Origin of the sequence: Caballeronia sp. ATUFL_F1_KS4A, from assembly GCF_023630905.1 — a bacterium.
Lineage (GTDB): Bacteria > Pseudomonadota > Gammaproteobacteria > Burkholderiales > Burkholderiaceae > Caballeronia > Caballeronia zhejiangensis.
The window spans coordinates 376587-402345 of record NZ_JALQEB010000002.1 but is presented as its reverse complement, the minus strand read 5'-3'; the positions used below and the strand labels follow the sequence as shown (position 1 = coordinate 402345).

28 protein-coding genes are annotated in these 25759 nt (G+C 63.2%); 14 read left to right on the top strand and 14 right to left on the bottom strand.

Annotation, left to right across the window (positions count from 1 at the left end; genetic code table 11):
• Nucleotides 1–14: 14 nt before the first annotated feature.
• The 3 genes from NCS03_RS05025 to NCS03_RS05015 all read right to left on the bottom strand — a co-directional run bounded on the left by NCS03_RS05025 (nt 15) and on the right by NCS03_RS05015 (nt 3072).
• The gene (locus NCS03_RS05025; RefSeq protein ID WP_008350659.1) at nt 15–1067 is read right to left on the bottom strand and encodes a transporter; all 1053 of its coding nucleotides are present in this window, start codon (nt 1065–1067) and stop codon (nt 15–17) included.
• A gap of 85 nt (nt 1068–1152) precedes the next feature.
• Nucleotides 1153–1716 carry a phospholipid:lipid A palmitoyltransferase gene (locus NCS03_RS05020; RefSeq protein WP_008350661.1) on the bottom strand — a complete coding sequence of 188 codons (564 nt, stop codon included), beginning with the start codon at nt 1714–1716 and terminating at the stop codon, nt 1153–1155.
• 39 nt (nt 1717–1755) lie between these two features.
• Nucleotides 1756–3072 (bottom strand): lactonase family protein, encoded by a 1317-nt coding sequence (locus NCS03_RS05015; protein ID WP_250501851.1) that lies wholly within the window; start codon nt 3070–3072, stop codon nt 1756–1758.
• Nucleotides 3073–3249: 177 nt separating this feature from the next.
• Between NCS03_RS05015 and NCS03_RS05010 the strand changes: the two genes are divergently transcribed.
• Complete coding sequence (locus NCS03_RS05010; protein ID WP_250528873.1) at nt 3250–3402, top strand: DUF3096 domain-containing protein; 153 nt, start codon at nt 3250–3252, stop codon at nt 3400–3402.
• 151 nt (nt 3403–3553) lie between these two features.
• Here NCS03_RS05010 and NCS03_RS05005 read toward each other — a convergent pair whose 3' ends face one another.
• On the bottom strand, nt 3554–3802 hold the full coding sequence (locus NCS03_RS05005; protein WP_033536686.1) for a hypothetical protein: 249 nt from the start codon (nt 3800–3802) through the stop codon (nt 3554–3556).
• Nucleotides 3803–4253: 451 nt separating this feature from the next.
• Here NCS03_RS05005 and NCS03_RS05000 point away from each other — a divergent pair, with 451 nt between their 5' ends.
• Together NCS03_RS05000 and NCS03_RS04995 are read left to right on the top strand one after the other, a co-directional pair.
• The gene (locus NCS03_RS05000) at nt 4254–6128 is read left to right on the top strand and encodes a glycoside hydrolase family 15 protein (protein WP_250528872.1); all 1875 of its coding nucleotides are present in this window, start codon (nt 4254–4256) and stop codon (nt 6126–6128) included.
• A gap of 354 nt (nt 6129–6482) precedes the next feature.
• Entirely contained in the window at nt 6483–7754 is a 1272-nt protein-coding gene (locus NCS03_RS04995) for a polyhydroxyalkanoate depolymerase (RefSeq protein ID WP_008350671.1), read from the top strand.
• A 109-nt stretch (nt 7755–7863) separates the two neighbouring features.
• On the opposite strand, the gene NCS03_RS04990 is transcribed toward NCS03_RS04995, so the two are convergent.
• Nucleotides 7864–8496 carry a TetR/AcrR family transcriptional regulator gene (locus NCS03_RS04990; RefSeq protein ID WP_008350673.1) on the bottom strand — a complete coding sequence of 211 codons (633 nt, stop codon included), beginning with the start codon at nt 8494–8496 and terminating at the stop codon, nt 7864–7866.
• A gap of 379 nt (nt 8497–8875) precedes the next feature.
• Between NCS03_RS04990 and rsxB the strand changes: the two genes are divergently transcribed.
• From rsxB to NCS03_RS04975, 3 genes are all read left to right on the top strand, one after another.
• Nucleotides 8876–9712, top strand: a complete 837-nt coding sequence (gene rsxB, locus NCS03_RS04985; protein WP_250456502.1) for an electron transport complex subunit RsxB — start codon at nt 8876–8878, stop codon at nt 9710–9712.
• Between the two features lie 16 nt (nt 9713–9728).
• Nucleotides 9729–10373 carry an endonuclease III gene (gene nth / locus NCS03_RS04980; RefSeq protein WP_250528871.1) on the top strand — a complete coding sequence of 215 codons (645 nt, stop codon included), beginning with the start codon at nt 9729–9731 and terminating at the stop codon, nt 10371–10373.
• 75 nt (nt 10374–10448) lie between these two features.
• The gene (locus tag NCS03_RS04975) at nt 10449–10880 is read left to right on the top strand and encodes a DUF1841 family protein (RefSeq protein ID WP_008350683.1); all 432 of its coding nucleotides are present in this window, start codon (nt 10449–10451) and stop codon (nt 10878–10880) included.
• 81 nt (nt 10881–10961) lie between these two features.
• On the opposite strand, the gene NCS03_RS04970 is transcribed toward NCS03_RS04975, so the two are convergent.
• Both NCS03_RS04970 and NCS03_RS04965 read right to left on the bottom strand, forming a co-directional pair.
• Nucleotides 10962–11342, bottom strand: a complete 381-nt coding sequence (locus NCS03_RS04970) for a c-type cytochrome (protein WP_008350685.1) — start codon at nt 11340–11342, stop codon at nt 10962–10964.
• A 40-nt stretch (nt 11343–11382) separates the two neighbouring features.
• Entirely contained in the window at nt 11383–11748 is a 366-nt protein-coding gene (locus NCS03_RS04965; RefSeq protein WP_008350687.1) for a c-type cytochrome, read from the bottom strand.
• A 398-nt stretch (nt 11749–12146) separates the two neighbouring features.
• Between NCS03_RS04965 and NCS03_RS04960 the strand changes: the two genes are divergently transcribed.
• From NCS03_RS04960 to NCS03_RS04930, 7 genes are all read left to right on the top strand, one after another.
• On the top strand, nt 12147–12989 hold the full coding sequence (locus NCS03_RS04960) for an AAA family ATPase (protein WP_008350690.1): 843 nt from the start codon (nt 12147–12149) through the stop codon (nt 12987–12989).
• 7 nt (nt 12990–12996) lie between these two features.
• Entirely contained in the window at nt 12997–13587 is a 591-nt protein-coding gene (locus tag NCS03_RS04955) for a GNAT family N-acetyltransferase (protein ID WP_250528870.1), read from the top strand.
• A 19-nt stretch (nt 13588–13606) separates the two neighbouring features.
• Nucleotides 13607–14782: a vWA domain-containing protein gene (locus tag NCS03_RS04950; RefSeq protein ID WP_250528869.1), complete on the top strand. Its 1176-nt coding sequence runs from the start codon at nt 13607–13609 to the stop codon at nt 14780–14782.
• Nucleotides 14783–14795: 13 nt separating this feature from the next.
• Nucleotides 14796–15992, top strand: a complete 1197-nt coding sequence (locus tag NCS03_RS04945) for a benzoate/H(+) symporter BenE family transporter (RefSeq protein WP_175981862.1) — start codon at nt 14796–14798, stop codon at nt 15990–15992.
• Between the two features lie 72 nt (nt 15993–16064).
• Nucleotides 16065–16313 (top strand): energy transducer TonB family protein, encoded by a 249-nt coding sequence (locus NCS03_RS04940; protein WP_250480411.1) that lies wholly within the window; start codon nt 16065–16067, stop codon nt 16311–16313.
• Between the two features lie 238 nt (nt 16314–16551).
• Entirely contained in the window at nt 16552–17505 is a 954-nt protein-coding gene (gene tal / locus NCS03_RS04935) for a transaldolase (RefSeq protein ID WP_008350701.1), read from the top strand.
• 176 nt (nt 17506–17681) lie between these two features.
• Entirely contained in the window at nt 17682–18110 is a 429-nt protein-coding gene (locus NCS03_RS04930) for a VOC family protein (RefSeq protein WP_008350703.1), read from the top strand.
• A gap of 12 nt (nt 18111–18122) precedes the next feature.
• Here NCS03_RS04930 and NCS03_RS04925 read toward each other — a convergent pair whose 3' ends face one another.
• From NCS03_RS04925 to NCS03_RS04900, 6 genes are all read right to left on the bottom strand, one after another.
• A complete protein-coding gene (locus tag NCS03_RS04925; RefSeq protein ID WP_250528868.1) occupies nt 18123–19229 on the bottom strand; it encodes an FUSC family protein in 1107 nt (368 codons plus the stop codon).
• 113 nt (nt 19230–19342) lie between these two features.
• Nucleotides 19343–20893: a monocarboxylate uptake permease MctP gene (mctP, locus tag NCS03_RS04920; protein ID WP_008350706.1), complete on the bottom strand. Its 1551-nt coding sequence runs from the start codon at nt 20891–20893 to the stop codon at nt 19343–19345.
• Nucleotides 20893–21141 (bottom strand): DUF3311 domain-containing protein, encoded by a 249-nt coding sequence (locus NCS03_RS04915; RefSeq protein ID WP_008350708.1) that lies wholly within the window; start codon nt 21139–21141, stop codon nt 20893–20895. Before NCS03_RS04915 ends, mctP begins: the two co-directional genes overlap by 1 nt.
• Before the next feature lie 228 nt (nt 21142–21369).
• On the bottom strand, nt 21370–22263 hold the full coding sequence (locus NCS03_RS04910) for a class I SAM-dependent methyltransferase (RefSeq protein WP_250528867.1): 894 nt from the start codon (nt 22261–22263) through the stop codon (nt 21370–21372).
• Complete coding sequence (locus tag NCS03_RS04905; RefSeq protein ID WP_244807838.1) at nt 22260–22742, bottom strand: DNA-deoxyinosine glycosylase; 483 nt, start codon at nt 22740–22742, stop codon at nt 22260–22262. The genes NCS03_RS04910 and NCS03_RS04905 overlap by 4 nt, the downstream gene beginning before the upstream one ends.
• A complete protein-coding gene (locus NCS03_RS04900; RefSeq protein ID WP_034471268.1) occupies nt 22739–23380 on the bottom strand; it encodes a chorismate--pyruvate lyase family protein in 642 nt (213 codons plus the stop codon). Before NCS03_RS04900 ends, NCS03_RS04905 begins: the two co-directional genes overlap by 4 nt.
• A gap of 137 nt (nt 23381–23517) precedes the next feature.
• Here NCS03_RS04900 and NCS03_RS04895 point away from each other — a divergent pair, with 137 nt between their 5' ends.
• Complete coding sequence (locus NCS03_RS04895) at nt 23518–23775, top strand: hypothetical protein (RefSeq protein WP_008350714.1); 258 nt, start codon at nt 23518–23520, stop codon at nt 23773–23775.
• A gap of 54 nt (nt 23776–23829) precedes the next feature.
• Here the strand turns inward: NCS03_RS04895 and htpG are convergent, their stop codons facing one another.
• The gene (gene htpG / locus NCS03_RS04890; protein ID WP_250528866.1) at nt 23830–25734 is read right to left on the bottom strand and encodes a molecular chaperone HtpG; all 1905 of its coding nucleotides are present in this window, start codon (nt 25732–25734) and stop codon (nt 23830–23832) included.
• Nucleotides 25735–25759: the final 25 nt, after the last annotated feature.

Here is a 25759-nt window from a genome sequence, read left to right as displayed (position 1 = left end):
GCGCGCCTGAAGCGTTACCAGAGCCGCAAGCGGCGCAACAGAAAGATCGTGATGGCGGCGCAGCACGCCATCACGCCCACCACGATCCAGAACGACGCCGGATCTTTCGTGCCGGGCAAACCGGCCACGTTCATGCCGAAAATGCCGGTCACGAGCGTCGCGGGCAAGAGCAAGGCGGACATGATCGCGAGCCACAGCAGCTTGCGGTTGATGTCCTCCGAAAGCGCCGCGGCGATCTCGTCCTGCAACAGCTTCGCGCGTTCGTACAGCCCTTCCAGACCGCCGCCCAGGCCGTTCAGCACCTGGATCGCCTGCACGAGCGCTTCCATCGAACGCGGCTCGGCCCATTCGAGCTTGCGCAAGACGAGCTGCGTGAGCGCATTGCGCTCGGGATCGATGAAGCGCCGCACTTCCACGAGCCGCCGACGCACGTCGCCGAGCACGGAGCGGCACCTGGCGTGGCCGCCTTCGAGCACGCTTTCCTCGACATCGTCGAGACAGTCGCCGATTTCGTCGATGCGATCCGCGAAAGTGTCGTTCAGCGCGCGGATCAGGCCCGCGAAAAGATCGACGGTATCGCGGAACATCGCGCCTTCGAGCACGGCGTGACGCAGCCGGTCGGTCGATTGCAGCGGCCGCGCGCGCACCGTGATCATGCGATGCCGGTCGACGTAAAAGCGCAGCGCGCCGGTCGCGCGGTTCGCCTCGCGGGCATCGGGCGCGGTGGCGTCCGGCGTCTTCGCGACGAGCTCCAGGTCCGCGACGACGCCATACATGAAGTTCGATCCGATATGCACGCGCGGACGCTTGTCCTCGCCGTTCAGGAATTCGCGCGCGACGTCCGGCATCGACGTGACGCCTTCGAGCCAGCCTTCGACGGCGTCGTCGTTCGCGGACAGATGCAGCCACGTCGGGCCATCTCCGGCGACGGCTGCGCGCGCTTCGTCCCACGTCAGCCGCAACGCCTCGCCGCCCGCGAAGCTGAATGCGCTGATGAATCCCGGCGGCGCCGGTTCGTTGCGCTTCGCCGGGCGCTCGCGGGCGTCGAATGTATGAGTCGTGTTCAAGTTGCTTTCCCTGCTATTGCCTTTCGATTTCCTCAGTACACCTTTCAGTCGATGCGAAAGACAGGCGTATCAAAAAGGCATCGTACTAGAACTCGTAGCGGCCCCAGAAGAAGGCGACGTTCCCGTCGTTGAGACCGGGAATGTGCGGGATGATCGTCGCCATCACCGACGTGCTCCGGTAGCGGATCGAGCCGATCGGCAGCGCGAGCGGCAACGGCAGGTAATGCGCGATGTCGCTGCGCGCCGTGAAGCCGACGAAGAATCCGCCGCCCGCCTGCAATCCGCCGAGCACCGGCTTCGTGTACCACTGGCGCGCGTAGCCGCCGATCGGCTCGAAATTGTGATGCGAATCGGAAAAGGCGAATGCGAACAGGATGTCTTCGTTACCGTTCGCGTCGGTCCAGTGCTTGCCCGCGCCGCCGCCCCACGACCACGGATTCAGTTCGCTGCGATTGTCGAAGCCGTTGATGTGCCAGCCGTAGCCCGTCACGTAAAGATCCCAGGTGCCTTCATGCGCGACGCGCATCACGCGCTGGCACGCCGACGACATCCAGTCGCGCTTGTAATCGCATTCCTTGTCGTCCGCGTGGGCCGCGCACGACACGCACAGCATCGAAATCGTGACCGCCTTGACCAGTGTTGTTTTCATCGTCCGCGCCCGGTCGTTTCAATCGCCGCGATCGACGCGTCACGAAGGCGATACGAACTTGAAATCGACCGGCGAGCCGATCGACAGCCGCTTCGGGTCCGACGCAAGCTCGCCCGTCTGCGGATCGCGGCGAAAGAAATACGCGCTGTCGCTCTCCTGATTGCCGACGATGAGCCAGCGCCCGGTCGGATCGATTGCGAATTCGCGCGGCGTCTTGCCGAGCGTCGGATAGCGCTTGACGAGCTTCAGATGGCCGTTCGCCGGATCGATCGAGAACTGCACGAGTTCGTTGGCGTCGCCGCGATTGGTCGCGTACAGGAAGCGCCCGTCGGGCGACAGATGAATCGCGCCGCCGCCGATCTTCCCTCTGAAACCCGGCGCGATCAGCGAGGCAGTCTGGATTTGCGTGAGCTTGCCGTCGCGGTAATCGAACGCTAGCACCGATGCGTTCAGCTCGGTCGTCAGATAAGCGTGTTTGCCGCTTGCGTCGAAGACCAGATGGCGCGGCCCCGAGCCCGCCTTGATCGGTGTGTAGCGCGATTCGGTCGGACCCAGCAGACCGCGGCTCGATGCGGACGGATCGGCCGTGTACCGATAGGCGAACACCTTGTCGACGCCGAGATCCTGCGCGAAGAGATACTTGCCGTCGGGCGAGAACACGGTCGAGTGGACATGCGAATTGTCCTGCCGTCCTTTCACCGGGCCGGCGCCTTCGTGATGCACCGTCAGCACCGAATTGCCGACGTGGCCATCGGAAGCCAGCGGAAACACCGCGAAGCTGCCGCCCGGATTGGACGCGACCGAATAGTTGGCTGTCAGCAGATATTTGCCGTCGGGCGATATCGCGAGATAGCACGGATCGTTGCCGTCGGATGACACGCGATTGAGAAAGCTCAACTGGCCGCTCGCGCGATCGAAGCGAAAGGCGCTGACGCCGCCGCGTTGCGTTGCCGGGCCGTTGTCGCCGGGCAATTCGTTCACTGCGTACACGTAATGGCGGTCGCGGCTCACGACGAGATACGACGGATTCACCGTCTGCGCCGACGCGATGCGGGACAGCTCGCCGCTGCCCGTGTCGAACCGATAGACATAGATGCCTTCGCTCTTGCCACCGCCCGTATAGGTGCCGATGAGCAGATCGTAGACGTCGCCGCTGGCCGGTTTCGACGCGGCGACGTCGCTCGCGGTGCCCGGCGCGGCGGGCGTCGCGCCCGTTTGCGCGAAGGCCTGCGCCGCTGCAAACGAGAGCATCAGCGCGACGCCTTTCGCCCACGCGACGCGCTCGGCGCGCTTCGGGCGCGCGTCTTGCAAGACGTGCATCAGCGGATTCGCGCCGCAAGGTTGGCTCGGGTGCATGAAACCTCCTCTTCGTCTCTTTGATGCTTGTTATCGGGAGCGGCGCGCGAAACCGCCGACATCGCAAGGCCCAAGGACGTGCGGGAGCAAGTTCCGCTCCAAACGATGAAAACGACGATACACCTTTGCACGACCAGCCAACCGACACGATTCGAACCAACAACAGGAGTTGCCGCGATGACCATCCACCTAAGCCTCGCCCCGCTCGTCTCGCTGGTCGCAGGGATCCTCATTCTCATCATGCCGCGGCTGTTGAACTTCATCGTCGCGATCTATCTGATCGTGATCGGGCTGATCGGCCTGTTCGGCATGGGATCGGCTCATTTCTGACGGGCGCGCGACTGTCGTTGTGACGCCGATTCACGTCGGCGGTTCCGCGGACGCGCACGAACGCGCGAACGCACGCGTACGGAATGTCCGTGCGCGTGCGCAAAGTGTCACGAAAGAAGGACGCGCGGGCCTGCCGCGCGGATCGGCCGTGTCAGCCGTTGGCGAGCTGATCGAGACGCAGGCGTCCCTGCAGCGACAGCGCACCGACCGACACGCCGGTCACGCCGAACGTATAGCGGTTGAAACAGCCGCGCTCCGTAAGGAACGCGGCGGCGGCGTCCATCGCGTTGCGCGACAGTCCGAGGTTCTTGTGATCGAGCGCGAGGAGCATGTCGGCGTCCGATACGCGGCTCGCGGCGGAAAGAATGGCGATGCAGTCAGCTTTCGACGGATAGAGCATGGGATTCTGTTCCTCGAAAACGCTACGTTGAAAACCGGAAGAGACGTTGCGCGAAGCGACTGCATGACCCGCGCGCGAGACGACCGGGAACATGCTGAAAGACAAATGAAAGGCACGGAAAGTTTCCGCGCCCTGCTCGAAAAGGCCGCGGCGCGGATGCCTTTCACGAAGCTTCATTCTAAACATCAGTCGAAAGCAGAAGCAACGGTGCGTTCGGCGCTTCGCTAGTCATTTTCCGCCAACCGTTCGACACGTCCCGATGACGCCCGGCCCGGTTTCCTGCTCGCCGTGAACGATTGCGGCAGAATGCGGCCAGAAAGCATGCATGACGTCCGTCGCCCCGACCGCCGACGACGCCGCGTTTCGCTCGGGCGCTCGTGTCCCGAATCGTTTGCTCAACCCGCGGCGCGTTTCGATTCGGCCCGCGCCGCCTGCAGGAAGATGTTCGCTTATGCCCGCACTGATCGAAGACTATGCAATGGTCGGCGACGGCCACACCGCCGCCCTCATTTCCCGCGACGGCTCCGTCGACTGGCTCTGTTGGCCCCGCTTCGATTCGGGCGCGTGCTTCGCCGCGCTGCTCGGCACGCCCGAGCACGGCCGATGGCTCCTCGCGCCCGACATGCCCGACGGCGAGTCGCCTGTCGTCAGCCGCCGCTATCGAGATGACACGCTGGTCCTCGAAACCGACTTCGAGACACCGCAAGGCGCGGTGACGATCGTCGATTTCATGCCGCTTCGCAACGGCCATTCGGAGCTGGTGCGTATCGTGATCGGACGCCGCGGCACGGTACGGATGAAGATGGAACTTGTGCTGCGCTTCGATTACGGCTCCGCGGTGCCGTGGGTTAGCCGCCTGCCCGACGACAGTGGCATCCGCGCGATCGCCGGGCCGGATCTCGCGGTGCTGCGCACGCCCGTCGATCTCGTCGGCGAGAACATGCACACGACCGCCTGCTTCGATGTGAGCGCGGGCGAGCGCGTGCCGTTCTCGCTGTGCTATTCGCAGTCGCATCTGCGCTTGCCGCACGCATCCGATCCGAATACGCAACTCGCGCGCACCGAAAATCACTGGCGCGAGTGGTCCGGGCAAAGCGAGCTCAACGGCCGCTGGGCGAGCGCGATCCGCCGCTCGCTCATCACGCTGAAGGCGCTCGCGTACGAGCCGACGGGCGGCATCGTCGCCGCGCCGACGACATCGCTGCCGGAACAGCTCGGCGGCACGCGCAACTGGGACTACCGATACTGCTGGCTGCGCGATGCGACCATCACCCTCCTCGCGATGATGCGCGGCGGCTACTACGACGAAGCCCGCGCATGGCGCGCGTGGCTGGGCCGCGTGATGGCGGGCTCGCCCGCGCAGATTCAGATCATGTACGGCATCGCGGGCGAGCGCCGCCTGCCCGAATGGGAGATCCCGTGGCTGCCGGGATACGAAGGCGCGGCGCCGGTGCGGATCGGCAACGGCGCGGTCGACCAGTTGCAGCTCGACGTCTACGGGGAAGTGATGAACGCGCTCCATCTCGCGCGCGTCGGCGGGCTGCAGAGCGATGAAACCGCGTGGTCGATCCAGTGCGCCATGCTGCAACACCTCGACACGATCTGGGAAGAACCCGACGAAGGCATCTGGGAAGTGCGTGGCGGCAAGCAACACTTCACGTTCTCGAAGGTGATGGCGTGGGTCGCGTACGACCGGGCGATCAAGTCGGCGGAAAGCTTCGACCTGCCTGGCCCGATCGATCACTGGCGGGAGATGCGTGCGCGCATCCGCGCCGAGGTGCTGAAGAGAAGCTGGAATCCGAAGCTCAACTCCTTTACGCAGGCTTATGGCAGCGACGCGCTCGATGCCAGCCTGCTGCTCATTCCGTTGCTCGGATTTTTGCCGCCAAAAGATCCGCGAGTGACCGGAACCGTACATGCGATCGAGACCGATTTGACGCACGATGGGCTCGTCAAGCGCTACCACACCGCGGAAGTCGCGGACGGGCTGCCGCCCGGGGAAGGCACGTTTCTGGCTTGTAGCTTCTGGCTGGTCGACAATCTGGCGCTGCAGGGCCGGATCGACGAAGCGCATCAAATGTTCGAGCGCCTCGTCGGTCTCGCGAACGATGTCGGGTTGTTGGCCGAGGAGTACGACACGGTGGCGAAGCGCATGGTCGGGAATTTCCCGCAAGCCTTTACCCACGTGGCTCTCGTGCACACCGGGATGAACCTGATGCGTCACGAGGAAGAAATGGCGAAGGCGACCGGTCAGCCGTCCGGCTCGGAACATCACGCCGAATCGGAAGCGCAGGCCGAAATCGACGCTGCGGCCGGAAAGTCATAAATCTCTGTTTTATTGGCGAAATCAGTGTTTTGACGGTAATATTTGTGCAATGCACAAAAAGTATGATTGCAGGATGTGTTGTTTCCAGGCGAGCAATTTCAACCGATCGGTTGAATTGAACGTTTAATGCGCGGAAAATATTGCCTCGACTCAAGTTGCATTCTTCCCGCGTCGATAACGCGCGGGTGCCAACGCGAAAAGGCACGCGAAGCATCGCAGGAAGTCAGTGCCCCGGCAGCAAGGCGACAGCCCGCCGCGCCGCCGGGGATCTTCGAAAGCCGTTGAAGTTCGTCGCCGGAAGCATTGCCGGGATCAACGGGCGTACCGGTTTCCACCGGAGTTACTGGGGCAACCATGCTCTATCAAATTCACGAATTCCAACGCGCCATGCTGTCTCCCCTCACAGCATGGGCCCAGGCAGCATCGAAATCCTTCGTCAACCCGGCCAGTCCGCTCGCCTATGTGCCGGGTTCGAGCCGTCTCGCCGCAGGCTACGAACTGCTCTACCGGCTGGGCAAGGACTATGAGAAGCCGGAGTTCAATCTTCATCAGATCGTCAAGGACGGTCACAACATTCCGATCGTCGAGCAGACGGTGATCGAGAAGCCGTTCTGCCGCCTGCTGCGCTTCAAGCGCTTCGCGGACGACAGCGCAACCGTCACCAAGCTGAAGAACGAGCCGATCGTGCTCGTGTGCGCACCGCTCTCGGGCCACCATTCGACGCTTTTGCGTGATACGGTCAAAACGCTCTTGCAGGACCACAAGGTGTACATCACCGACTGGATCGACGCGCGCATGGTCCCGACCGAGAACGGCCCGTTCCATCTGGACGATTATGTCGAGTACATCCAGGAGTTCATCCGTCATATCGGCGCGAAGGACCTGCACGTCATTTCGGTGTGCCAGCCGACCGTGCCGGTGCTCGCCGCCATTTCGCTGATGGCGAGCCGCGGCGAAGACACGCCGCGCACGATGACGATGATGGGCGGCCCGATCGACGCGCGCCGCAGCCCGACCTCCGTCAATTCGCTCGCGAACGAGCACTCGTATGAGTGGTTCGAGAACAACGTCATCTACACGGTGCCGGCGAACTATCCCGGCGTCGGGCGCAAGGTCTATCCGGGCTTCCTGCAGCACGCGGGCTTCGTCGCGATGAATCCCGAGCGCCATCTCACGGCCCATTGGGACTTCTATCAAAATCTGCTGCGCGGCGACGATGAGGACGCCGAGCAACATCGCCGTTTCTACGACGAATACAACGCCGTGCTCGACATGGCCGCCGAGTACTACCTCGAAACGATCCGCATCGTGTTCCAGGAATTCCGGCTCGCCGAAGGCACATGGGAAGTCAACGACGAGCTCGTGCGTCCGCAGGACATCAAGCACACGGCGCTTTTCACGATCGAAGGCGAACTCGACGACATCTCCGGCAGCGGCCAGACGCGCGCCGCCCACGATCTGTGCACCGGCATTCCGGAGAAGCACAAGCGCCATTTCACGGCGGAAAAGGCCGGCCACTACGGCATTTTTTCGGGCCGCCGCTGGCGCACGATGGTGTATCCGCAATTGCGCGAGTTCATTCTCGAGCACGACAAGACGCCGAAGACCGAAGCCGTGCCGGCCTAAGGTACGAGCGGTACGAACGCACGAACGCGCCGGTACCGATTCCATCGCGGCAAACAAAAACGTCGCGCCTTGCAAAAGGCGCGACGTTTTTTCTTCCGACCGCGTCGATTCAGCGGCGCGTCAAAAAGGCCAGCAGCAACTCGGTATTCATCCGCACGATCTGCTCGCGCTGCGCCTGCTCGCTGAAATCGAGCCCGAAAGTCGCTTCCAGCGTGAAGCGATTCGAAACGATGTAATAACCGAGTCCCGACAGGATGATGTAGAACTTGAGCGGATCGACGTCGGTGCGAAACAGTCCGGCTTTCTGACCGCGATCGAGAATGGCCGTGAGCGTCGCGACGATCGGCGAAATGAGCTCGCGTATTCGATTCGATCCTTTGATATATCTCGCCTCGTGCAAATTCTCGTTGTTGATGAGGCGCAGCAACTCCGGATGATCCCGGTAGTAATCCCAGACGAAATGCGCGAGACGCGTCATCGCTTCGATAGGCGCAATGCCGTCGAGTTCGAGCGTGCGTTCCGCTTCGACGAGCGCCGATAGCGCATGTTCGAGCACGGCGGTGAATAACTGCTCTTTGCTACCGAAGTAGTAATAGAGCATGCGCTCATTGGTCTCCGCCCGACGCGCAATCTGATCGACACGGGCGCCGAACAAGCCACCGGCCGCGAACTCTTCTGCGGCGGCAAGCAAAATACGGCGCCGGGTGCCTTCAGGATCTCTTTTGATTTTCGGCTGATTCATGGTGGCATGACTCGGGAGCCGCGTTGCCGGATTAGCGTCACGCGGCCCGCATTGGGTACATGACGTGAACGGGCGCTGCCCAGGGTTATTGGGAAACACCGTCCTGCGGTCAAACGGAAAAGCGCTTCGATTATGCGCACATCGAAAGGACGTTGGCAATTGGGAGTAGAAGCCATTCGGCACGACTGTTGACGACTTCGGCGATAATGTCGATCAAAGCCGAGCGTGCGCCCGCGAAACGGGACGCGCGCCGAACAGGCAGCGTGCCCGTCGTCGTGGACGCCGAAGCGTTCTCTTCGCATCCGAAGCGCACCGCGCGATTCCCAACGCGATCTTCGCCCACGCTGCGCCAGTCCCCAAGGCATCATCGCAATTCCTCGTGACCGCAACCTTTTCCAAGACGCTCGCCGAGCGCATCGAAGACCTGCTGCCGCAGACGCAATGCACCAAGTGCGGCTACCCGGCCTGCCGGCCCTACGCCGACGCCATCGCCGCGGGCGAGGCGAGCTATAACCGGTGCCCGCCGGGTGGCGCCGAAGGTGTCGCTCGTCTCGCCGCGCTGCTGGGCGCGCCCGATATACCGCTCGATACGACGCATGGCGTCGAGCGCGCACGGCCCGTCGCGGTGATCGACGAGAACGTGTGCATCGGCTGCACGCTGTGCATGCAGGCGTGTCCGGTCGATGCGATCGTCGGCGCCGCGAAGCAGATGCACACGGTCATCGCCGAACTGTGCACGGGTTGCGATCTGTGCGTGCCGCCCTGCCCCGTCGATTGCATCGCGATGGTGCCCGTGACCGGCGATCGCACCGGCTGGGACGCGTGGAGTCAGGAACAAGCCGATGCCGCGCGCGCCCGGCACGACCGCCGCGTGGCACGTCTGGAGCGCGAGCGCGCCGAGGCGCAGGCACGCGTGAGCGCGCGTCAGGCCGCGCGGGCGGCGCAAACAGCGCAAGCGACGCAGGCCACGCACGAAGCGCAGCCCGCGAGCGACGATCCGGAAGCGAAGAAACGCGCGATCATCCAGGCCGCGCTGGAGCGCGCGCGCAAGAAGAAAGAAGAGATGGCGAAGCTCGGCGCCGGTCCCAAGAACACGGCTCACGTGAGCGCGGCCGTGCAGGCGCAGATCGACGAAGCGGAAGCGCGCCGCCGCCGTCTTGGCATTACGGACGACGCAAACGCGTCCCATCCCGATAAAGGCGATAAACCCGCGTAAGAACGGACATCGAATCATGAACGCCACGAAGCGCCGCGCGATCTACGAGACCTTGCAGAGCCTGAATCCGCACCCGGTGACCGAGCTCGAATACACGACGCCGTTCGAACTGCTGATCGCCGTAATGCTCTCCGCGCAGGCCACCGACGTCTCCGTGAACAAGGCGATGCGCAAGATGTTTCCCGTCGCCAACACGCCGGCAACGGTGCTCGCGCTCGGCGAGGAAGGCGTAGCGGAATACATCCGCACGATCGGGCTGTATCGCACGAAGGCGAAGAACGTGATCGCGACGTGCCGCATGCTCGTCGAGCAGCACGGCGGCGAGGTGCCGGACAATCGCGAGGCGCTGGAAGCGCTGCCGGGCGTCGGCCGCAAGACCGCGAACGTCGTGCTGAACATCGCGTTCGGGCAGCCGTCTATCGCCGTCGATACGCACATCTTTCGCGTCGCGAATCGCACCGGGCTCGCGCCGGGCAAGGACGTGCGCGCCGTCGAAACCGCGCTCGAGAAATTCACGCCGAAGGAATTTCTGCACGACGCGCATCACTGGCTGATCCTGCATGGACGCTATGTCTGCAAGGCGCGCGTGCCGGAATGCTGGCATTGCGCGATCGAGCCGCTCTGCGAGTATCGGCCGAAGACGCCCGCGCTCGTCGAATGAAGAGGGCTTGGGCAGAACCTGCGCATCGCGGTCTACAATAGCGGATTCAGAAACCCGCAATCGAATCAATACGTTATGTTCAACCCCAGCCGCGACGAAGTTCGCCAGTTCTTCACCGAAACGTGGCGCAAGGAGCGCGCCGGCGAGATTCTGACGCCGCTCGAAAGCATGGCCGCCGACTGGATCGGCGAGCATCCGGAATATCACGACGCGCTCGTGAACCCCGAATCGCGCGAAGCCGATTACTCGCCCGATCGCGGTCAGACGAACCCGTTCCTGCATCTGTCGATGCATCTCGCGATCAGCGAGCAGCTTTCGATCGATCAGCCGCCGGGCATCCGCCGCGCGCACGACAGGCTCGTCGCACGCCTCGGCTCGCCGCACGACGCGCAGCACGCGATCATGGATTGCCTCGGCCAGATCATCTGGGAAGCGCAGCGCTCCGGCACCCCGCCCGACACCGACGCCTATCTCGCGCTGATCGAGCGCCGTGCTTCGCGCGACTAAGCATCGAAACCGGACGCATCAAGCAAAACACCCCGCTTCGAGCGGGGTGTTTCGTTGTGCGGATTGCGGGAGAAATCGCGCTTACTTCTTCAGCACGAGACTGCCATCGAGCGATTCGATGTATGCCGCGAGATCCTTCAGATCGCTCTGCGACAGGTTCTGCACCTGCGCCGCCATGATGGCGTTGTTGCGTCCGAAGTTCGGGTTGTTGCCGCCGATCTGATACTGCCGCAGCGCCCAGTAGATGTACGTCGCGTGCTGACCCGCGAGACGCGGATACTCGCCGCTCACCGGCTTGTTCAGACCGGGACCGTGACAGGCCGCGCAGTTGTGGCTGTCGGAAAGCGCCTTGCCGTTCGCGACATCGGCTGCGTGCGCGCTGCCGAACGCCGTCATGCCGATGAGCGCCGCTGCGGCGCTCGCTGCCTTGAAGCTTGAGTGAAGTGCCTTGGACGGCTTCATGAATTCTCCTTCCCGTTGTCGCTTTGCGTTCACGCGCGGATCACTTGTCGGGATTGTTCTTCGATTGGGGAGTCTGCGCAGCGTAGTACGCGGCGATATCGGCGATATCCTGATCCGACAGCGTCGTCGCGATGGCGCGCATCGTGTCGAAATGACGGTCGCCCTTCTTGTAGGCATGCAGCGCATTGGCGATGTACTGCGCGTTCTGGCCGCCCAGCATCGGCACTTCGTACACCTCGGGGTACGCGGTGCGATAGCCGGGGATGCCGTGGCAGCCGATGCACATCGCAACCTTGCCCTCTGCGGCCTTCGCGTTGCCGACGACGTCGGCCGACGCCTCACTCGCGAAGCCGGCGAGACCGGACAGCGCTGCAATCACGGCACATTTGCCGACGAAATTGTTCATAGCTCTTCTAACCTGGCTTGAGGGGAAATCCGGCGCTCACAAGGCCGCGGCCCGCGCCGAGCGCAATACAACCTTCTCGGGACTGTTTGCTGTTGCAGGGTCTGTCGCCACGCAGGCCAAAAAAATCGCGCTAATTGTACCGCGCGACCTACCCTCCGTCCACACGCGAACCGCGCCGAAGCCCTGCTGACAAGGGGAATCGGCTGAAAAGCAGCCGTTTGCCCTGCGACAATTCGTCCCTGTACACGCGATGAACCCGCTTGCGCGCTCGCTTCACCCGCGCGCGGGCATGCAGCGTCGACCTGCCGATAAAGCGGCTCAAACGATACCGGGCGCGCCTCAATGCGGAAAGGTCTTCTGACTTATACTGGGATTTTTTTGCCAACCGGATCTTCGTCATGCGTTTCGAAGGCTCATCGCAATACGTCGCAACCGACGATCTCAAGCTCGCGGTGAACGCCGCGATGACGCTGCAACGGCCGCTGCTCATCAAGGGCGAACCGGGAACCGGCAAGACCATGCTCGCCGAGGAAGTTGCGGGAGCACTCGGCATGCCGCTTCTGCAGTGGCACATCAAATCGACGACGAAAGCCCAGCAAGGCCTGTACGAATACGACGCCGTCTCGCGCCTGCGCGATTCGCAGCTCGGCGACGAGCGCGTGAAGGACATCCGCAATTACATCGTCAAGGGCGTGCTGTGGCAGGCGTTCGAGTCGGACCAGCAGAGCGTGCTGCTCATCGACGAGATCGACAAGGCGGACATCGAATTTCCGAACGACTTGCTGCGCGAACTCGACCGCATGGAGTTCTACGTCTACGAGACGCGCGAGCTCGTGAAAGCGAAGCACAGGCCGCTCGTCATCATCACGTCGAATAACGAGAAGGAGTTGCCCGACGCGTTCCTGCGCCGCTGCTTCTTCCACTACATCAAGTTCCCGGACGCGGAGACGATGAAGGCCATCGTCGAGGTGCATTTTCCGAACATCAAGCAGGATCTGCTCGCCGCGGCGATGCAGAGCTTCTTCGAGCTGCGCCAGGTCTCGGGCCTGAAGAAGAAGCCGTCGACGTCCGAACTGCTCGACTGGCTCAAGCTGCTCCTGGCCGAAGACATTCCGCCCGAGGCGCTGCGCTCGTCGGATCAGAAACAGATCGTGCCGCCGCTGCACGGCGCGTTGCTCAAGAACGAACAGGACGTCGCGCTCTTCGAGCGGCTGCTGTTCATGAACCGCAACCATCGCTGATAACGACATGAGCCGCTGGATCGAACCCGTCACGCTGCAAGGCGAACACGTCAGGCTCGTGCCGCTCACGCCCGAGCACGAGCAGGCCCTCACGGCCGCCGCGAGCGATGGCCAATTGTGGAAGCTCTGGTACACCTTCGTGCCGCCGCCCGACAAGACGCGCGCCTATATCGACACCGCGCTCGACATGCGCGACCGCTCGGGCGCGCATCCGTTCGCGGTGATCGATGCGAAGAGCGGCGACATCGTCCGATCGACGCGTTACTTCAACGTCGACGAAGCGAATCGTCGGCTGGAGATCGGGCATACGTGGTATGCGAAGCGCGTGCAGAAGACCGCGCTCAACACCGAAGCCAAACTGCTGCTGCTCGCGCACGCCTTCGACAGGCTCGATGCCATCGCCGTCGAATTCCGGACGCATTTCATGAACCACGCGTCGCGCACGGCGATCGCGCGGCTCGGCGCGAAGCAGGACGGCATTCTGCGCAATCATCAGGTCGGCAAGGACGGCGTGTTGCGCGACACCGTCGTGTTTTCGATCATCCGCTCGGAATGGCCGGCGGTGCGCGCCAATCTGAATTTCCGGCTCGAACGTTAAGCACGATGGAGCGCGCGCCATGCTGATCGACTTCTTCTACTCGCTGCGCGACGCGAAGCTGCCCGTTTCGGTGAAGGAATATCTGACCTTGCTCGAAGGGCTGAAGGCGCAGGTCATTTCGCCGTCGCTCGACGAGTTCTATTTCCTCGCCCGCATGACGCTCGTGAAGGACGAGAAGTACTTCGACAAGTTCGATCGCGCGTTCGGCGCGTATTTCCACGGCCTGACGCAGCTTCCCGACGAAGTCTTCGACATTCCGCTCGACTGGCTCAGGAAGCGGCTCGAACGCGAATTCACGGCGGAAGAAAAGAAGCGCATCGAGGCGCTGGGCGGCCTCGACAAGCTCATGGAACGCCTGAAGGAACTGATGGACGAGCAGAAGGAGCGTCACGAAGGCGGCAACAAATGGATCGGCACGGGCGGCACGTCGCCCTTCGGGCATGGCGGCTACAACCCGGAAGGCATTCGCATCGGCGGGGAATCGGCGGGGAACCGCACCGCCGTGAAAGTGTGGGACGAGCGCGCGTACAAGGATTACGACGATCAGGTCGAAATCGGCACGCGCAACATCAAGGTCGCGCTGCGGCGCTTGCGGCGCTTCGCGCGCGAAGGCGCGAACGAAGAGCTCGATCTGCCCGGCACAATCCGCAGCACCGCCGCCAACGCCGGCTGGCTCGATCTCAAGATGGTGCCCGAGCGCCACAACAACGTGAAAGTGCTGATGCTGCTCGACGTCGGCGGCTCGATGGACGATCACATCAAGCGCGTCGAAGAGTTGTTCTCGGCGGCGAAGGCCGAGTTCAAGCATCTCGAGTTCTACTACTTCCACAACTGCGTGTACGACTATCTGTGGAAGAACAACCGCCGCCGTCACACCGAGCGCACGCCGACCTTCGACGTGCTGCACAAGTTCACGCCGGACTACAAGCTGATCTTCGTCGGCGACGCCACCATGAGTCCCTACGAAGTGCTGCAGCCGGGCGGCTCCGTCGAATACAACAATGCCGAGGCCGGCGCGGTGTGGTTGCGCCGTCTCGCGGATCAATTCCCGCATCACGCATGGCTCAATCCCGAGCCCGAGCGGCTATGGGAATATCGCCAGTCGATCTCCGCGATCCGCAACGTGCTCGGCAATCGCATGTATCCGCTGACGATGGCCGGCCTCGAAACCGCCATGCGCGCCCTGTCGAAGTAATCGAGACACCCGAATGAAAGCTTCCGCTCCGGCGCCCGCCGCGCCGCGTTTCCTCTTTGATACGTCGCTCTCCACGATCGTCGCCGGTTTCGTCGCGATGATGACCGGCTACACCAGTTCACTCGTCCTGATGTTCCAGGCGGGCCAGGCCGCGCATTTGTCCGATGCGCAGATTTCCTCGTGGATCTGGGCGCTCTCGATGGGCATGGCGGTCTGCACGATCGGCCTGTCGCTGCGCTATCGCGCGCCGATCGTCGTCGCATGGTCGACGCCGGGCGCGGCGCTGCTCGTCTCGTCGCTGCCGAACGTCGCCTACGCCGATGCGATCGGCGCGTTCATCGTCTGCGCGGTGCTCTTGACCGCCGTCGGCCTGACCGGCTGGTTCGACACGCTGATGAAGCGCATTCCGTCGGGCATCGCCGCCGCGCTGCTCGCGGGCATCCTGTTCGAGATCGGCATCGAGATTTTTCGCGCCGCCGAGCATCGCACCTCGCTCGTCATCGTGATGTTTTTCACGTATCTCACCGGCAAGCGCTTCCTGCCGCGCTACGCGATCCCGGCGACGCTCGTCGTCGGCATCGCGGTCGCGGGCGCGCTCGGGCTGCTCGACTTTTCGCGCTTTCATGTGGCGCTCGCGCATCCCGTCTTCACGATGCCCGCGTTCTCGATCGCCTCGGCGATCAGCATCGGCATTCCGCTTTTCGTCGTCGCGATGGCCTCGCAAAACGTGCCAGGCATCGCCGTGTTGCGCGCCGATGGCTACACGACGCCTTCCGCCCCGCTCATCTCGACGACCGGCCTCGCGTCGCTCGTGCTCGCGCCGTTCGGCTCGCACGGCGTGAATCTCGCCGCCATCACCGCCGCGATCTGCACCGGCCGCGAGGCGCACGAGAATCGCGACAAGCGCTACACGGCGGCCGTCTGGTGCGGCGTGTTCTATCTGCTCGCGGGCACGTTCGGCGCGACCATCGCGGCGCTGTTCGCGGCGTTTCCGAAGGAGCTCGTCGTGTCGGTGGCGGCGCTCGCCCTCTTCGGCTCGATCATGAGCGGCCTCGCCAACGCGATGCAGGACGCGCGTCAACGCGAGCCCGCGCTCGTCACGTTCATGGTGACGGCGTCGGGCCTCACGCTGCTGTCGATCGGCTCCGCGTTCTGGGGCTTGATCGCGGGCGTTGTGACGCATGTCGTGCTCAATGCCAGACGCGCCTGACGCAGCCTACAATGGCGGAATCGGCCCCGATTTCCGGCCGATGCTTCCGCAATCGTTTTTGGCATTTCCGTCATGGCTTTGATCGACAGACTGTTGGCGCGCTCCACGCCGCCTGGCACCGCACCGAAGCGCAAGACGATCGTGCGCGTGCTGCTCGACGACGCCGGGCACGTCCAGGACGTCGTCATGAAGATGAGCTGCGGCGATCCGGCGAAAGACGCGCACGCGCTCGACGAAGTCCGCAAGATGCGCTTCGCGCGCGGCCAGTTGGACTCGGGCACGGTGCGGCGCTGGCACGAGCTCGCTTACGCGGCCGATTGAACGCGACTGAACGCGCTTGAACGCGATTGAACGCGCGAGGCGGCGCGCCGGTCGAATTCCGGCACGCCGCGTGCGTGCGCGCACGGTATCAGCGCGTTCGCCGCGCTCGGGACTAGAATGGGAAAATGAATTCAGGGGCGCGCCGCGCGAACGAAGTCGCCGCGCGGCGTCGCAATCATGGGCAATCCGCGGGTTGTTTTCCGCAATTTGACAAGACGCCACGCGTCTGAGACTCGACATGACATCCGCTCTCGACCAGCTCAAGCAATACACGACCGTCGTCGCCGACACGGGCGACTTCCAGCAATTCATCGCATTCAAGCCGCAGGACGCGACGACCAATCCGTCGCTGATCCTGAAGGCCGTCCAGAAGGACGACTACAAGCCGCTGCTCGAAAAGACCGTCAAGGAGCACGCGAAGAAGCCGATGCCGCAGATCATCGACAATCTGCTCGTCGCGTTCGGCACCGAGATTCTCAAGATCATTCCGGGCCGCGTGTCCACCGAAGTCGACGCGCGCCTGTCGTTCGACACGAAAGCGTCCATCGACAAGGCGCACGACATCATCAAGCTGTACGAGAACGCGGGCATCAGTCGCGATCGCGTGCTGATCAAGCTGGCGTCGACGTGGGAAGGCATCCGCGCGGCAGAAGTGCTGCAGAAGGAAGGCATTCACTGCAACATGACGCTGCTCTTCTCGCTCGCGCAAGCGGTCGCGTGCGCCGAAGCGGGCGCGCAGCTTATTTCGCCGTTCGTCGGCCGCATCTACGACTGGTACAAGAAGTCGGCCGGCGCGGAATGGGACGAAGTGAAAAACGGCGGCGCGAACGATCCGGGCGTGCAGTCGGTGCGCCGCATCTACTCGTACTACAAGAAGTTCGGCTACAAGACGGAAGTCATGGGCGCGAGCTTCCGCACGGTGAGTCAGATCACCGAACTGGCGGGCTGCGACCTGCTCACGATCAGCCCCGATCTGCTGAAGAAACTCGCCGACAGCAACGAAAAGGTCGAGCGCAAGCTCTCGCCGGAGAGCGTGAAGAACGAGAACGTGGAGAAGATCGCCGTCGACGAGCCGACGTTCCGCTTCCTCGTCAACGACGACGCAATGGCGACCGAAAAGCTCGCGGAAGGCATCCGCGCTTTCGCCGCCGATGCGATCAAGCTCGAAAAGCTGATCACCGCGCTGCAATAAGCGCGCTGAAAACAGAACCGCGAATCGCGCCGGATCACTGGTGCGATTTGCGGTTTTTTCCATTTCGCTGCTTCTTGACGTAATTTGACCGTTTCCGAGTCGACGTAGGACGCCGTTGCAATAGACTTTCGGGCTCTGGCGGCATGTCCGCTTTATATGCACGGAGTCATTCGGTCATGCAACTGGATACCTATATCTTCTACAACGGCGACTGCGCCGAGGCGCTCGAACTCTATCAGGCCGCGTTCGGCGCGCAGATCGCCGCGCTGGTGCGCTTCCGCGATGCGCCGGACGGCGGCAACGCCCCGCCCGACTGGGCAGACAAGATCATGCATGCGGTATTCTGCGTCGGCCCGAACGCGATTCTGGTGTCCGACGGCCGCTATGGTCAGCCGCGCAAGGACTATTCGGGCTTCACGCTGTCGATCGCCGCGGACGACGCGCAATCCGGCGAGCGCATCTTCAACATGCTCGCCGAAGGCGGCAACGTGCTCACGCCGTGGCAATCCACGTTCTGGACACAAGGCTTCGGCATGCTGACGGATCGTTTCGGCGTGCCCTGGCTCATCAACGTGGTGCACGAAGCCGAAGTGCAGGCAGCCTGAGCATTCACTGCTTCATGGATTGAGCGGCCGCGCCCCTTCGATATTCCACTGCCGCTCGATTTCCGACAGCCGCATCCGCAAGCGATCCACCTGCTCGACGAAACGCATCGCGAGCCAGTGCATGCCCTGCGTCGTCGCGTTCTCGTCGTCGGCGGCGATCGATTGCGGCGCGCCCGACGCATCCATCGCGCGATACAGCAAACCGACGCGCCCGAAGCGCAGCGCGCGCGCCATCTGCAGGAGCTGTCCGCGCACCGCGTGTTCGCCCGGCGAGCACGCAATCGCAAAACGGCTGGGCGTTGCGCCCGAGACTTCCGGCATCGACGTCACGAGCATTTCCAGCGCCGCGAGAATCGAGCGATGCAGGCGCTGGATCTCTTCCAGCCGCGCCATCGGCACATCGGTTTCCTTCGCGACCGACTCCATCAGCGCGCGCGCCTGCACGAGCCGCTGGCTCATCGCATACATGCGGCGCGCCGTGTCCTCGGCGACGAGCGGCGTGCCATCCAATAAAGCGCCGTAGATCCTCGCGCATTCGCGCAGATTGTCCGCGAGACGGTAGCGCCACGAATACGTCGCGTATTGCGGCAGCACGAACGAGAACGCGAGCGCGATCACGACGCCGATCATCACATTGGCCGTGCGCCACAAACCCGTGGAAAGCGGCAAGTCGCCGTGCCCGGAAACGATGACCATCGTGATCGCCGTGAGCAGCGCGACATAGCCCGGCTTGCCGATGGCGTAATACGCGCAGCCGCCCGCGACCAGGCACATCAGCACGAAGAACACCATCTGCGAGCCGGTCAGCGTCTCCGCGAGAATCAGCACGAGGCCGAAGCCCGCGCCGAGCGTCGTGCCGATGGCGCGTTCGGCGGCCTTCTTGCGGATGTTGCCGTAGTGCTGCAGCCCGCCGATCACGACGAGCACCGACACCGTCGCCCAGATGCCGTGCGGCACGTCGACGCCCGTCGTGACGGCGATCGACATCGCCACGGCAAGGCCGACGCGCAGCCCGTGGATCAGGTTCGCGTGCCGGTATCGGAAGTACGGCGACGTGACCCAGTGAACGAGGCGTGAGAGACGGCCGCGCCTGATTGACGCCGATGTCGGAGAAAGCATGGTTCGCTCACACGAAGGCTGTCCAAAAAAACGCCCGCAAAGGCGAGAAGCCTGTTACGGGCGTTTTACCAGCTTTTCGCGCGCCGCGCCGGGCAGGTGCGCGACGGCCGGAATCAGCCTTCCACGATGTCCAGATAATCTTCCGGACGCGTGCGGTCGTCGGAGCGCTTGAGGCCGAGAACGCGCACGAGCACGCTCACGACGATCGAAACGATGAGGTTCGCGATCAGCGCCCACACCGCCGCGTAGCCCGGCACGACGTAGCCGAACAGATGCAGCGGATAGATCGAGCCCTTCAGTTGCAGCGACACGGCCATCCACGTACCGACGCCGATGCCCGTCGCCCAGCCGATCAGCAAGCCGCGATGATCGAGCACGCGCGTATAGAGGCCGAGCACGAGCGCGGGCAGCGTCTGGATGATCCAGATGCCGCCGAGCAGTTGCAGCTGGATCGCGTACGTGAGCGGCAGCGCGAGAATGAACACCACCGCGCCGACCTTCACGATCAGCGACACGAGCTTGGCGACGTTGGTCTCCTGCTCCGGCGTCATGTTCGTGTTGACGAACTCGCGATGCACGTTGCGTGTGTACAGGTTCGCCGCCGCGATCGACATGATCGCCGCCGGCACCAGCGCGCCGATGCCGATCGCCGCGAACGCCACGCCCACGAACCACGACGGGAAGTAGTGCAGGAACAGCGCCGGCACGGCGAAGTTCGCGCCGTAGGCCTTGAAGTACTGCGCGTATTCCGGCATGTCCTTCACGCCCGAGGCGAGCGCCATGTAGCCGAGCAGCGCGAGCAGGCCGAGCACGAGCGAGTACGCCGGCAGCAGCGACATGTTGCGGCGGATCGTGTTGCCCGAATTCGACGACAGAATCGCCGTCACCGAGTGCGGGTACAGGAAGAGCGCGAGCGCCGAGCCGACCGCGAGCGTCGCGTACGCGCTGTAGCCGTTCAGGCTCGCGGCATCGGGCGCTTTCAGCAGCAGCTTTTCAGGCGGCACGGTGCTGAAAATATGGCCGAAGCCGCCGAGCTGCGCCGGAATCACGATCATCGCGGCGATGATGGTGACGTAGATCAGCACGTCCTTCACCACGGCGATCATCGCGGGTGCGCGCAGGCCCGACGTGTACGTGTACGCGGCGAGAATCGCGAACGCAATGATGAGCGGCAGATCGCCGACGAAGCCCTGCGTCGAGAAGCCGAGCGCGCCGATCACCACTTCGATGCCGACGAGTTGCAGCGCGATGTACGGCATCGTCGCGACGATGCCCGTCAGCGCGACGGCGAGCGCGAGCATGCGGCTGTTGTAGCGCGCGTGCACGAAGTCGGCGGCGGTCACATAGCCGTGACGCTTCGCGATGCTCCAGAGCTTCGGAAACACGACGAACGCGAATGGATAAATGAGGATCGTGTACGGCAGCGCGAAGAAGCCCGTCGCGCCCGCGCCGAACACGAGCGCCGGCACCGCGACGAACGTGTAGGCGGTATAGAGATCGCCGCCGAGCAGGAACCACGTGACGATGGTGCCGAAGCGGCGTCCGCCGAGGCCCCATTCGTCGAGCTGGGCGAGATCGCCCTTGCGCCAGTGCGCGGCGATGAAGCCGAGAATCGTGACGCCGACGAAGAAGAGGACGAAGACGAAGGTTGCGGTGGTGTTCATCATCGCGCGCCTCCGTTCTTTCGTCCCGAGGGCAGCGCCTTCGTCTTCTTATAGACGACGGCGGTGATGACGGCGCTGATCAGCACCCACAGCAGCTGATACCAGTAGAAGTACGGAAAGCCCCACAGAACGGGCTCGATCTTGTTGTAGAAAGGCACCCAGACCACACCGATCCACGGAAGGATCAGAAGCCACAGCCAATGCTTGTTGCGCGGTTGTCCGGTGCCGGTCGTAGCTTCGTGAGCCATGAACGGTCTCCTCTTGTTTTGTCGTTATTGCGAGCCCGGCGGGATGCCGGTCGTCGGGTAGACATGCCGCTTGAAGCGCCCCGAAATAACAGAGGGAGTATATGGACCGATAAATAGCGCTCAAATCAGGGAGAATCCCGACTATTCAGATTCCGCTGATTTCTCTGCTTGCTTCTGTGATGGCCGCGAAAGGGCCAGAACGCACGTTCCGGCCCGATGCATGTTCGGTCAGATGGAGAACGAACCCGTCGTCGGGATGCCCGCGCTTTCGGCGAGACCCTTCACCCACTTGCGCGCGGGCAGGCCGAGTTGGGCTTCGATGAGCTTCGCGCGCGTTTCGAGCGCGGCGAATGGCACGTCGAGCGCGGGACCGGCGAAGGCGAGCGCGACGCGATTGCCGTCGTGCACTTCGGGCAGCGCGATCACGCGATGATCGAACGCTTCGTTCAGATGCCGCATGTTGCGCACGAAGCTCGGATGATCGCCGAACAGATTGATCGTGACGACGCCCGCCTCGGGCGTGAGACACGCGCGGCACGCACGATAGAACGACACGCTGTCGAGGACGGGGCCGCGCGCGGTGGCGTCGTAGAGATCGATCTGCAATGCGCCGATCGTGCCGTGGTTCGCGCGATCGTTGATGAACTCCCACGCGTCGCGCTCGGTGACGGTGAGGCGCGCGTCGTCATAGGGCAGTTCGAACATCGCGCGCGCGGCGATCACGACCGCGGGGTTCAGTTCGACGGCTTCGACCTTCGCGCGCTTGAGAAAACGGTAACAGAACTTCGTGAGCGCGGCCGCGCCGAGCCCGAGCTGCACAATGCGCTCGGGAGTTTCGATGAAGAGCAGCCACGCCATCATCTGCTGCGCGTATTCGAGCTCGATGTGATCGGGCTTCTTCAAACGCATCGCGCCTTGCACCCATTCGGTGCCGAAATGCAGATAGCGCACGCCGCCCTCTTCCGAGAACGTCACGGGCGCGAAGCGCGGCTTGCGCGGCGCCTCGATGCGCGGGGCGTTCGCGAGCTCGTCATCGTCGCGATTGCGCTTCGATTTGGCGTTGTCTTTCTTGCGGCCGAACGCGCGGGCTTCGGCCGACGCGCGCTTGATGAGATTCGTCATTGTGTGGTGAGGATGTCGCGCCAGATGCGCAATTTTCGATCGAACGAGAGGATAGCATTGGCCGCGCTCGACGACGGCAGCACGAGCGTCGCGTAGCCTGCCGCTGCAAGGACGGGCGCGAACTTGCCCGAGGTCTTGCCGTTGAAGCAGACCTTGCGCAAGTTCGGGAAGCGCGTGCGGAACACGGCAAAGTCGTTGGGCGATGCGTTGCGGATCGCGGCATCGAGACTGCCTTCGCGTTCGCACGCGGCGAGCACGTCCCATAAACCGATGCCGTGCTGCTTCAGGCGCGCCAGACGTTCGTCGTAGCTCAGTTCGTGCAGCGATTCCCCGATCGCCGCGCCGACGAGCCGCCAGAACTGATTGCGCGGATGCGCGTAATACTGCGTCGCCGCCAGCGATGCGACGCCCGGAAAGCTGCCGAGGATGAGGGTGTGCGTGGCGTCATCGCCGACCGGTTCGAATCCCGCGAGCTTCATTTCGCCTCGCCGTGCGCGACGCGCTTCGCATGCGAGCTCAGATGTTCGAGCGAACGCGCGTGTTCCCAATGGTGCTTTTTCGCGGCTGATACGTCGAGGCGCGTCCAGAGCGCATCGAGCATGCATTCGGTGACCATCAGCGGCGCGCCGTGACGCTTGAACACGGATCGCCTCGCGACGAGCGCATGCGCGCTTTCCCTATGCGCCGATGCCAGCCGATGCAGCGGATGCCGCGCGGTGATCCTTCTGCTGACGAGCGCCGAGCGCGACACGCTGCTATCGCTATAAAGCAGTTCGGCGAGCGGACGCGTGCGCAGACGGCGCATCGATTGCCAGATGCCCGTGCTGTGCGAAAGCGGCACGACGCTATGCGCGACGACGAACGGCGCGCCATCGACCTTGAGCGTGACTTCGCGCGTCCAGACGGGCGTGCGCGGCGTGACATCGAGCGCGCGCCATTCGTCGCGCCACGGCATAGCGACGGCTTCGCGCGTCACTTCGACCGTCACCGCGCCGAGCGTGCGCAGATGCGCGGTCAGCGAGCCGCCGCGCGTGAGCCAGTCCTTTTGAGCGTCGGTGAGCGAGGCAAGCGGGACGACGCGCCAGTGTGCGTCGATGGGATCGTTGGGCGTGAGCATGCGGCGGATTATAGAGGCACCCGCTATTCGGACGTTTCGGCTGGAATTGCTCGCCATCCACGGATATAAGGGGATTGGCCGCGAACACTGCATCACCGAGGCGCGGCGTCCAGACGAAGAATCAATGAAACAAGACTATGACAATCAACAAGAAACAGTCGTCGAAAGCAGTCACCGAGATCGCCGAAAAGACATTGCATGATCCGCACGCATCGAAGATTGCGAAGAGCTTCGCGGGATCGGTTCTCGCGCAGCGCCACACGAACAAACAGACCGGCGCGGCAATGGAACACAAGGCATCGGAAGCATTGAGAAGCCCGAAGTATTCGGAAGAGACCCGAAGGATGGCGGCATCGCTCATCGCTCAGTCGAACAAGGAACGCAAGAGCAAGTAAAAAACGCGCCGCCGGTTCCCCGGCGGCGCGTTCATTCAAATCACCTGCAAAGACTTACCGCGCAAGCAACAACGCGTTCGTGCGCTTCACGAAGCTCGCCGGGTCCTCCAGCGCGCCGCCTTCGGCCAGCAACGCCTGATCGAACAGCAGATGACACCAGTCGACGAAATTGGCGTTATCCGCATTCAACGACTTCACCAGCGGATGATCAGGATTCACTTCGAGAATCGGTTCCGCTTGCGGCGCGTTCTGCCCCGCTGCCTTCAGCATGCGTTGCAGATAACCGCTCATATCGCCTTCATCCGCGACGAGACAGCTCGGCGAATCGGTGAGACGGAACGTGAGGCGCACGTCCTTCGCCTTGCCTTCGAGCGCTTCCTTCATCTTCTCGACGAGCGGCTTCATTTCCTCGCCGACCTTCTCTTGCTGCTGCTTTTCCTCGTCGTCGAGCGCGCCGAGATCGAGGTCGCCGCGCGCGACGCTCTGCAGCGGCTTGCCATCGAACTCATTGAGGAACGACAGCATCCACTCGTCGACGCGGTCCGTCAGCAGCAGCACTTCGACGCCCTTCTTGCGGAACACTTCGAGATGCGGGCTGTTCTTCGCGGCCTGCCAGCTATCGGCGGTGACGTAATAGATCTTCGTCTGCTCGGGCTTCATGCGCGCAACGTAGTCCGCGAGCGACACGTTCTGCTCGTTGCTGTCGTTGTGCGTCGATGCGAAACGCACCAGCTTCGCGATGCGCTCGCGATTGCTGAAGTCCTCGCCGATGCCTTCCTTCAGCACTTGCCCGAACTCGTTCCAGAACGTGGCGTACTTCTGCTTGTCGGCGCCTTCGGTGGCTTCGGCCGAAGACGTCGCGAGCTCTTCGAGCATCGACAGCACGCGCTTGGTCACGCCTTCGCGAATCGCCCTCACGTCGCGGCTTTCCTGCAGGATTTCGCGCGATACGTTGAGCGGCAGATCGGCGGAATCGACGACGCCCTTCACGAAACGCAGATACGCGGGCAGCAGTTGCTCGGCGTCATCCATGATGAACACGCGCTTCACGTAGAGCTTCAGTCCGCCGCGATGCTCGCGGTTCCACAGATCGAACGGCGCGTGCTTCGGTACGTACAGCAGTTGCGTGTACTCGCTGCGGCCTTCGACGCGGTTATGCGTCCACGCGAGCGGCTCGTCGTGATCGTGCGAAACGTGCTGATAAAACTGCTTGTACTGCTCGTCCGTGATGTCGTTCTTCGGACGCGTCCAGAGCGCGCTCGCCTGGTTGACGGTCTCGTCCTCGTCCTTCGTGACCATCTCGCTCTTTTCGGCGTCCCACTCTTCCTTCTTCATCAGGATGGGCAGCGCGACGTGATCCGAATACTTCTGGATGATCGACTTCAGACGATGCGTCGACAGGAACTCGTCCTCGTCCGCGCGCAGATGCAGCGTGATGGTCGTGCCGCGTTGCGCGCGCTCGATGTCCTCGACTTCGAAATCGCCCTCGCCCGCGCTCGTCCAGCGTACGCCTTCGTTCGCCGCGAGACCGGCGCGGCGCGTCTCGACCGTGATCTTGTCCGCGACGATGAAACCCGAATAGAAGCCGACGCCGAACTGCCCGATGAGCGCCGCGTCCTTCTGCTGGTCGCCGGAGAGCTTCGAGAAGAATTCCTTGGTGCCCGAACGTGCGATCGTGCCGAGGTGCGAAATCGCTTCGTCGCGGCTCATGCCGATGCCGTTGTCGTCGATGGTGACCGTGCGCGCGGCTTTATCGAACGACACGCGGATGCGCAGATCCGGATCGTTCTCGTAGAGCGCGCTGTTCTCGATGGCTTCGAAGCGCAGCTTGTCCGCGGCATCGGATGCGTTGGAAATCAGCTCGCGCAGGAAAATTTCCTTGTTGCTGTAGAGCGAATGGATCATCAGATGCAGAAGCTGCTTCACTTCTGCCTGAAAGCTCATGGTTTCTTGCGCCATGTCGGTTCCTCTTTGATTTCGTTGA

Excerpts from the sequence above, each read along its gene's own strand:
- NCS03_RS05020 (WP_008350661.1), bottom strand. The coding sequence starts at position 1,716 with ATGAAAACAACACTGGTCAAGGCGGTCACGATTTCGATGCTGTGCGTG.
- NCS03_RS05015 (WP_250501851.1), bottom strand. The coding sequence starts at position 3,072 with ATGCACCCGAGCCAACCTTGCGGCGCGAATCCGCTGATGCACGTCTTG.
- NCS03_RS05010 (WP_250528873.1), top strand. The coding sequence starts at position 3,250 with ATGACCATCCACCTAAGCCTCGCCCCGCTCGTCTCGCTGGTCGCAGGG.
- NCS03_RS05005 (WP_033536686.1), bottom strand. The coding sequence starts at position 3,802 with ATGCTCTATCCGTCGAAAGCTGACTGCATCGCCATTCTTTCCGCCGCG.
- NCS03_RS05000 (WP_250528872.1), top strand. The coding sequence starts at position 4,254 with ATGCCCGCACTGATCGAAGACTATGCAATGGTCGGCGACGGCCACACC.
- NCS03_RS04995 (WP_008350671.1), top strand. The coding sequence starts at position 6,483 with ATGCTCTATCAAATTCACGAATTCCAACGCGCCATGCTGTCTCCCCTC.
- NCS03_RS04990 (WP_008350673.1), bottom strand. The coding sequence starts at position 8,496 with ATGAATCAGCCGAAAATCAAAAGAGATCCTGAAGGCACCCGGCGCCGT.
- nth (WP_250528871.1), top strand. The coding sequence starts at position 9,729 with ATGAACGCCACGAAGCGCCGCGCGATCTACGAGACCTTGCAGAGCCTG.
- NCS03_RS04975 (WP_008350683.1), top strand. The coding sequence starts at position 10,449 with ATGTTCAACCCCAGCCGCGACGAAGTTCGCCAGTTCTTCACCGAAACG.
- NCS03_RS04970 (WP_008350685.1), bottom strand. The coding sequence starts at position 11,342 with ATGAAGCCGTCCAAGGCACTTCACTCAAGCTTCAAGGCAGCGAGCGCC.
- NCS03_RS04965 (WP_008350687.1), bottom strand. The coding sequence starts at position 11,748 with ATGAACAATTTCGTCGGCAAATGTGCCGTGATTGCAGCGCTGTCCGGT.
- NCS03_RS04960 (WP_008350690.1), top strand. The coding sequence starts at position 12,147 with ATGCGTTTCGAAGGCTCATCGCAATACGTCGCAACCGACGATCTCAAG.
- NCS03_RS04955 (WP_250528870.1), top strand. The coding sequence starts at position 12,997 with ATGAGCCGCTGGATCGAACCCGTCACGCTGCAAGGCGAACACGTCAGG.
- NCS03_RS04950 (WP_250528869.1), top strand. The coding sequence starts at position 13,607 with ATGCTGATCGACTTCTTCTACTCGCTGCGCGACGCGAAGCTGCCCGTT.
- NCS03_RS04945 (WP_175981862.1), top strand. The coding sequence starts at position 14,796 with ATGAAAGCTTCCGCTCCGGCGCCCGCCGCGCCGCGTTTCCTCTTTGAT.
- NCS03_RS04940 (WP_250480411.1), top strand. The coding sequence starts at position 16,065 with ATGGCTTTGATCGACAGACTGTTGGCGCGCTCCACGCCGCCTGGCACC.
- tal (WP_008350701.1), top strand. The coding sequence starts at position 16,552 with ATGACATCCGCTCTCGACCAGCTCAAGCAATACACGACCGTCGTCGCC.
- NCS03_RS04930 (WP_008350703.1), top strand. The coding sequence starts at position 17,682 with ATGCAACTGGATACCTATATCTTCTACAACGGCGACTGCGCCGAGGCG.
- NCS03_RS04925 (WP_250528868.1), bottom strand. The coding sequence starts at position 19,229 with ATGCTTTCTCCGACATCGGCGTCAATCAGGCGCGGCCGTCTCTCACGC.
- mctP (WP_008350706.1), bottom strand. The coding sequence starts at position 20,893 with ATGAACACCACCGCAACCTTCGTCTTCGTCCTCTTCTTCGTCGGCGTC.
- NCS03_RS04915 (WP_008350708.1), bottom strand. The coding sequence starts at position 21,141 with ATGGCTCACGAAGCTACGACCGGCACCGGACAACCGCGCAACAAGCAT.
- NCS03_RS04910 (WP_250528867.1), bottom strand. The coding sequence starts at position 22,263 with ATGACGAATCTCATCAAGCGCGCGTCGGCCGAAGCCCGCGCGTTCGGC.
- NCS03_RS04905 (WP_244807838.1), bottom strand. The coding sequence starts at position 22,742 with ATGAAGCTCGCGGGATTCGAACCGGTCGGCGATGACGCCACGCACACC.
- NCS03_RS04900 (WP_034471268.1), bottom strand. The coding sequence starts at position 23,380 with ATGCTCACGCCCAACGATCCCATCGACGCACACTGGCGCGTCGTCCCG.
- NCS03_RS04895 (WP_008350714.1), top strand. The coding sequence starts at position 23,518 with ATGACAATCAACAAGAAACAGTCGTCGAAAGCAGTCACCGAGATCGCC.
- htpG (WP_250528866.1), bottom strand. The coding sequence starts at position 25,734 with ATGGCGCAAGAAACCATGAGCTTTCAGGCAGAAGTGAAGCAGCTTCTG.